3 protein-coding genes are annotated in these 6,877 nt (G+C 75.5%); 2 read left to right on the top strand and 1 reads right to left on the bottom strand.

The features are described from left to right. Together IE245_RS33660 and IE245_RS33655 are read left to right on the top strand one after the other, a co-directional pair. Window positions 1-638: DUF3027 domain-containing protein (locus IE245_RS33660; RefSeq protein WP_229851940.1), on the top strand; the 638-nt coding region annotated here is incomplete at its 5' end. Window positions 639-1,261: 623 nt separating this feature from the next. Further along, on the top strand, window positions 1,262-4,396 hold the full coding sequence (locus IE245_RS33655) for a sacsin N-terminal ATP-binding-like domain-containing protein (protein WP_189954678.1): 3,135 nt from the start codon (window positions 1,262-1,264) through the stop codon (window positions 4,394-4,396). A 36-nt stretch (window positions 4,397-4,432) separates the two neighbouring features. On the opposite strand, the gene IE245_RS33650 is transcribed toward IE245_RS33655, so the two are convergent. Beyond that, window positions 4,433-6,853 (bottom strand): HAD-IC family P-type ATPase, encoded by a 2,421-nt coding sequence (locus tag IE245_RS33650; RefSeq protein ID WP_189954676.1) that lies wholly within the window; start codon window positions 6,851-6,853, stop codon window positions 4,433-4,435. Window positions 6,854-6,877: the final 24 nt, after the last annotated feature.

The raw sequence follows: 6,877 nt of genomic DNA, 5'->3' as shown, positions 1-6,877 counted from the left end.
CCGACGCCCTCCTCGCGCCCGAATGGGTGCCGTGGAGCGAGCGGCTGCGCCCCGGTGACCTCGGGCCCGGCGACCTGCTGCCCACCGAGCAGGACGACCCGCGCCTGGAACCCGGCTACACCGGCGAGGACGCGCCGCCGCCGAACTCCGCCGTCTCCTCCGAGCTCGCGGACCACCTCGACGCGGAGGACGCCGAGATCACGGACCGGGCGCCGACGCGCGGCGCGATCGCGGCCGTCGCCGACGAGCTCGGCATGGGCCGGCCCCGCGTCCTCTCCCGCTACGGCCTGCGGCTCGCCGCCGACCGCTGGGACGACTCCTTCGGCCCCCGCACGCCGATGGCCCAGGCTGCGCCGGCCACCTGCCAGTCCTGCGCCTTCCTCATCCCCCTGTCCGGTTCGCTGAGCCAGTCCTTCGGCCTCTGCGCCAACGAGCTGTCCCCGGCGGACGGCCGGGTGGTCTCGCTCGCGTACGGCTGCGGCGGGCACTCCGAGGCGGCCGTCATGCCGACCCCGCCGCGCCCGGCCGAGCCCGTCCTGGACTCCACGGCGGTCGACCCCTTCCCCCTCCGTCCCCCCACGGACTCCGGCAGCATCCTCCCCGAAGACACCACCACGGCCGACCTGGGCCACTCCTGACGCCCCCGGGTGCCGCGCCCGCCCGGGCCCGGCACCCGGCCGGAGCCGCGCGCCCCGGGGCGGCGCCCTTCAGTGCCCCCGTCGTGGGCATACGTTCCGCTTGGGGGTCCCCCTGGACGAAGTCCTCGGGGGAGGAACGGGTGGGCACAACGGAACGGCGCCCCGCACCGGGCCCAGGTTCCCGCGCCTGAACGCCCCGCACACGCGAGGCCGCACCGTGGGTGTGCCCACCCTCCCCCGAGCCCTCGGCTCCGTTCGAGCAGGGGGACCCCCGTCGCCCCGCGGAACGCCCGCCCACACGGTGCGTGGCGCGCCCGCAGCGAGCTCGCCGACGCGAGCCCGGGACGGCGCGAGGTACCGCCGGGCGCGCCCATGGAGGGTTTCCGGGCGCGAGCCCGGCCTTGGCGGCGCGCCCCGCACCCGCGATCACCGGCCCGCCCGCACCCCCGGCCCGGAGCACGGCCGAATCCCGCCCGCACGGGCCCCGGAGGCGCGAAAGGACCCGTGAGCGGAGCGTTTCGGCGGCCGTTCGGCACGGGACGCGGGGGTTCTCGGAGGGGTCGTCGGCGGCACGGGCGGGGCGCGGTAACTTCGGCGCGGGACCGAAGGTCGGAAACAGCAGAGTGGAGTCACACGTGAGTGTCACCGTCCGGACCACGACCGACGGCAGCGACCCCTTCGGCACCGCGCGGCTCCGCAGAGGGGTGCTGGACGCCTGGACCGCCTCCCCGGCCCGCTTCCGCGAGGACGCGAACGCCGAGGAGGACCTCGCCCTGGGCGGCTACCGCGACCGCCTGGTCGTGGAGCTGGCGCAGAACGCCGCCGACGCCGCGGCCCGCGGCGCCGCGACCGGGCGGCTCCGGCTGACGCTGCACCCGGCGGACGCCGACAGTCCGGCCGTGCTGGCCGCCGCCAACACCGGCGCCCCGCTCGACGCGACCGGCGTCGAGTCGCTGTCCACGCTCCGCGCCTCCGCGAAGCGCGCCGAGCGGGACACGGCGACGGCCGTCGGCCGCTTCGGCGTCGGTTTCGCCGCCGTCCTCGCCGTCTCCGACGAGCCCGCCGTCCTGGGCCGGCACGGCGGCGTCCGCTGGTCCCTCGCGGAGGCCCGCGAGATGACCGCCGACGTGGCCCGCCACGTCCCGGGCCTCGGCGACGAGATGCGCCGCAGGGACGGCCACGTACCGCTGCTCCGGCTGCCGATGCCCGCCGAGGGCACCGCGCCGGAGGGGTACGACACGGTCGTCGTCCTGCCGCTCCGCGACGCCGCCGCGCACGGCCTCGCCGAACGGCTCCTCGCGGCCGTCGACGACGCGCTGCTGCTCACCCTTCCGGGTCTCTCCGAGATCGTCGTGGAGACCCCGGACGGAGTACGCACGCTGACCCGTTCCGAGGAGGACGGGTACGTGCGGATCGAGGACTCGGCCGCCGAGGGCCCGAACCGGTGGCGGACCGTCGGCCACGCCGGCCCGCTCGACCCGGGCCTGCTCGCCGACCGCCCGGTCGAGGAGCGGCTCCGCCCGCACTGGTCGGTCACCTGGGCCGTCCCCGTGGACGAGGCCGGCGCCCCCCGCTACCCCCGCACCGCGCCCGTCGTGCACGCGCCGACGCCGACCGACGAACCGCTCGGCATCCCCGCCCTGCTGATCGCCTCGCTGCCGCTGGACACGGCCCGCCGCCACCCGGCACCGGGGCCGCTGACGGACTTCCTGGTGCAGCGGGCGGCCGACGCGTACGCCGAACTCCTCGCCGACTGGCGGCCGGTGACGAGCGGCGCGCTCGACCTCGTACCGGGCCCGCTCGGCAAGGGGCCGCTCGACGGGGCGCTGCGCGAGGCGATCCTGGACCGGCTGCCGCGGGTCGCGTTCCTCGCGCCGGCCGCGCCGACGGAGGACCTTCCGGCCCTGCGCCCGATCGAGGCGGAGGCCGTCGAGGGCGCGGGCGCGGAGACGGTCGCGGTGCTCGCCGAGGTGTTCCCGGGGCTGCTTCCGGCGGGCCTGGAGCGCCGGCCGGAGCTGCGGACGCTGGGCGTGGGCCGGGTGCCGCTGACGGAGGCGGTGGACCGGCTCGCGGGCGTGGAGCGGGCGCCGGAGTGGTGGCGGCGGCTCTACGACTCGCTCGCCGGGGTGGACCCGGACCGGCTGACGGGGCTGCCGGTGCCGCTGGACTCGGGCCGGACGGTCATCGGGCCGCGCCAGGTCCTGCTGCCGCAGGAGGGCACTCCGGCGCGGCTGTCGAAGCTCGGCCTGAAGGTGGCGCACCCGGAGGCCGTCCACCCGCTCCTGGAGAAGCTGGGGGCGCTTCCGGCGACGCCGCACGCCGTCCTGACGACCCCGCAGGTGCGGGGGGCGGTCGCGCACTCCCTGGAGTCGGCCGACATGTGGGACCTGGACGCGCCGGAGCTGGACGCGGACGAGCTGGTGGAGATCGTCCTCGGTCTCGTGCGGGACGCGGACCTCGAGCCCGGTGACGAGCCGTGGCTCGGGGCGCTGGCCCTTCCCGACGACGAGGGCGAGCTCGCCCCGGCGGGGGAGCTCGTCATGCCGCATTCGCCGTTCGCCGCGGTCATGCGGGAGGGCGAACTCGCCTATGTCGACGGTGAGCTGGCCGACCGCTGGGGCACCCGCCCGCTCGCCGCCTGCGGGGTCCTCGCGGACTTCGCGCTGGTCCGCGCCACGGACCTGGTCCTCGACCCGGACGACCTGGAGCCCCGGGCGGGCGACTATCCGGAGCCGGACGACGCGGGGCTGCTCGAAGCGGTCGACGTGTGGTGCGAGGACGTCCTCGACCAGCTGCCGGCGACCGCGGTGCCGCCGGTGGCGACGGAGATCGTGGCCGTGCGGGACCTGGACCTGGTCGACGACGACGCCTGGCCGCACGCGCTGGCGCTCCTCGCGCGGCCGCCGTACCGGGACGCCCTGATCCAGCCCGTGCGGGTCCTCCTCCCGGACGGCACGACGCAGACGGTCCGCCCGTACACGGCGTGGTGGCTGCGCGACCACCCGGTCCTCGGCGGGCGCCGCCCGGCGGGCCTGCGGGCGGCGGGCTCGGACCCGCTCCTGGCCGGCCTGTACGACTCCGCCGACGCGACCGGCTTCGACGACGAGCAGGTGCTGCGCGCCCTGGGCGTCCGCACCTCGGTGGCGGCGCTCCTCGACGAGCCGGGCGGCGCGGCGGAACTCCTCGCCCGGCTCGCGGACCCGTCCCGCGAGGTCTCCGCCGCCCAGCTGCACGCCCTCTACACGGCGCTCGCGGACCTGGACCCGGAGGAGGTCACGCTGCCGGACGAGCTGCGGGCGGTCGTGGACGGCGAGCTGGTCGTCGTGGACGCCTCCGAGGCGCTGGTCGCGGACGCCCCCGACCTCCTTCCACTCACCGCCGGCCTGCCGCTCCTGCCGGTCTCCCCGTCCCGGGCGGCCGACCTCGCGGAGCTCTTCCAGGTCCGCCGCCTGAGCGGGGCCGTGCGGGCGGAGGTCACCACGGACGGCGAGGTGCACGAGGTCCCGGCCTCGGTCCACGCCCTCCTCGGCCCGTCGACCCCCGCGACCTACGTGGAGCACGAGGAGCTCCGCGCGGGCGGCACCGAACTGGACTGGCGCCTCACCCCCGACGGCACCCTGCACGCGGCCACCCTGGAGGGCGTGGCGGCGGCCCTCGCCTGGGCCACCCGCCAGTGGCCGCGCCGCTTCGAGGTGGCCGCCCTCCTGGAGGACCCCACCCGCACCGACGAGCTGGCCCGTGACCGCTGGTTCGACTGACCGGTTCCGGTCGGCGCGGCGCGGGCGGGCGCCGCGTCAGGCCGGGAACCGGCGGTCCACCCAGCGCCAGGCGGCCTCCAGGAGCGCCGCGCCCGCCGCGGCGACGGCGACGGCCGCCCAGGGCATGGTGGTGCCGACCAGCTTGAGGGCGAAGAAGTCCTGGAGCCAGGGGACGGCGAGGACGAGGAGGAAGGCGCCGCCCATGGCGGCCACCAGGGCGATCCGCCACCAGGTGTAGGGGCGGGCGATGATCGCGAGGACCCACATGGAGACGAGGAAGAGGGTGAGGGTGGCGGCGCTGGTCTCGGCGCCCAGCGCGTCCGCGCCCGTGTAGTGCCGGCGGGCGAGGAGGTACGTGGTGAAGGTGGCGGTCGCCGCGACGACGCCCCCGGGGATCGCGTACCGCATGACCCGGCGGACGAAGTGCGGCTTGGCGCGCTCCTTGTTGGGGGCGAGGGCGAGGAAGAAGGCCGGGACGCCGATCGTGAGGGTGGACAGCAGGGTCAGGTGCCTCGGGAGGAAGGGGTACTCGATCTGGCTGACGACCACCAGGATCGCGAGGAGGACCGAGTAGACGGTCTTCGTGAGGAAGAGGGTCGCCACGCGGGTGATGTTGCCGATGACCCGGCGGCCCTCGGCCACCACCGACGGCAGGGTGGCGAAGGAGTTGTTCAGGAGGACGATCTGGGCGACGGCCCGGGTCGCCTCGGAGCCGGATCCCATGGAGACGCCGATGTCGGCGTCCTTGAGGGCGAGGACGTCGTTGACGCCGTCGCCGGTCATGGCGACGGTGTGTCCGTGGGACTGGAGCGCGGCGACCATGTCCCGCTTCTGCTGCGGGGTGACCCGGCCGAAGACCGCGCTGCCGTCGAGGACCGTCGCCATCTCCTCCCGGTCGGCGGGCAGGGTGCGGGCGTCGACGGTGTGGTCGGCGCCGGGCAGGCCCAGCTTGCCGGCGACCGCGCCGACGGAGACCGCGTTGTCGCCGGAGATGACCTTGGTGGCGACGTTCTGGTCGGCGAAGTAGGCGAGGGTGTCGGCGGCGTCGGGCCGCAGCCGCTGTTCGAGGACGACGAGGGCGGTGGGCCGGGCGTCCTTCGCGACGTCCGGGGAGTCGAGCTCGTGGACGGTGCGGGCGAGGAGGAGGACCCGCAGGCCCTCCTCGTTGAGGTGGTCGACCTCCGCGAGGTTCGGGTCGCCGTGCGGGAGGAGGACGTCGGGGGCGCCGAGCAGCCAGGTGGATTCCTCGCCGTCGCCCTCGCTGAACGCCGCGCCGCTGTACTTGCGGGCCGACGAGAAGGGCAGCGCCTCGACGCAGCGCCACTCCTCGGCGTCCGGGCAGGCGTCGATGATGGCCTGGAGGGAGGCGTTGGGCCGCGGGTCGGACTCGCCGAGGGCGCCGAGGACCTTGCGCACGTACGCCTCGTCGGCGCCGTTCAGGACGCGGACCTCGGTGACGTCCATGCCGCCCTCGGTGAGCGTGCCCGTCTTGTCGAGGCAGACGACGTCGACCCGGGCCAGGCCCTCGATGGCCGGCAGTTCCTGCACCAGGCACTGCTTGCGGCCGAGCCGGATGACACCGATGGCGAAGGCCACCGAGGTGAGCAGGACGAGCCCCTCGGGGATCATCGGGACGATGCCGCCGACGGTCCGGGCGATGGAGTTCTTGAGGTCGTTGTCCTTGACGACGAGCTGGCTGATGATCAGGCCGATCGCGGTCGGCACCATCATCCACGTCACGTACTTGAGGATCGTGGAGATGCCCGAGCGCAGCTCGGAGTGGACGAGCGTGAAGCGGGACGCCTCCTCGGCGAGCTGGGCCGCGTAGGCCTCCCGGCCGACCTTGGTGGCGGTGAAGGCGCCGCCGCCGGCGACGACGAAGGATCCGGACATGACGGGGTCGCCGGGGCGCTTGACGACGGGGTCGGCCTCGCCGGTGAGGAGGGACTCGTCGATCTCCATGCTGTCGGCCTCGGCGACGACGCCGTCGACGACGACCTTGTCACCGGGGCCGAGCTCGATGAGGTCGCCGAGGACGATCTCGGAGGTGGAGATCCCGGTGGCGCGGCCGTCGCGGCGGACGGTGGGTTTCGCCTCGCCGATGACGGCGAGCCCGTCGAGGGTCTTCTTGGCGCGGAGCTCCTGGACGATGCCGATGGCGGTGTTGGCGACGATCACGAAGCCGAAGAGGCTGTCCTGGATCGGGGCGACGATCAGCATGATCACCCAGAGGACGCCGATGATCGCGTTGAAGCGGGTGAAGACGTTGGCCCGGACGATGTCGGTGGCGGAGCGCGAGCTGCGGACGGGCACGTCGTTGACCTCGCCGCGCGCGACGCGTTCGGCGACCTCGGCGGAGGTCAGTCCGGCGGGGCGGTGGACGACGGGCGGTTCGGCCTCGGCGGGGGTGTCCCGGGTGCCGCCGCTGTCCGTGTCGATCTTCGCCCGCTGCGTCATGGTTCCGACGGTACGACCGGAATC

Source organism: Streptomyces roseolus, assembly GCF_014649855.1.
GTDB lineage: Bacteria > Actinomycetota > Actinomycetes > Streptomycetales > Streptomycetaceae > Streptomyces > Streptomyces roseolus.
This window is presented reverse-complemented; position numbering and strand designations above follow the sequence as displayed.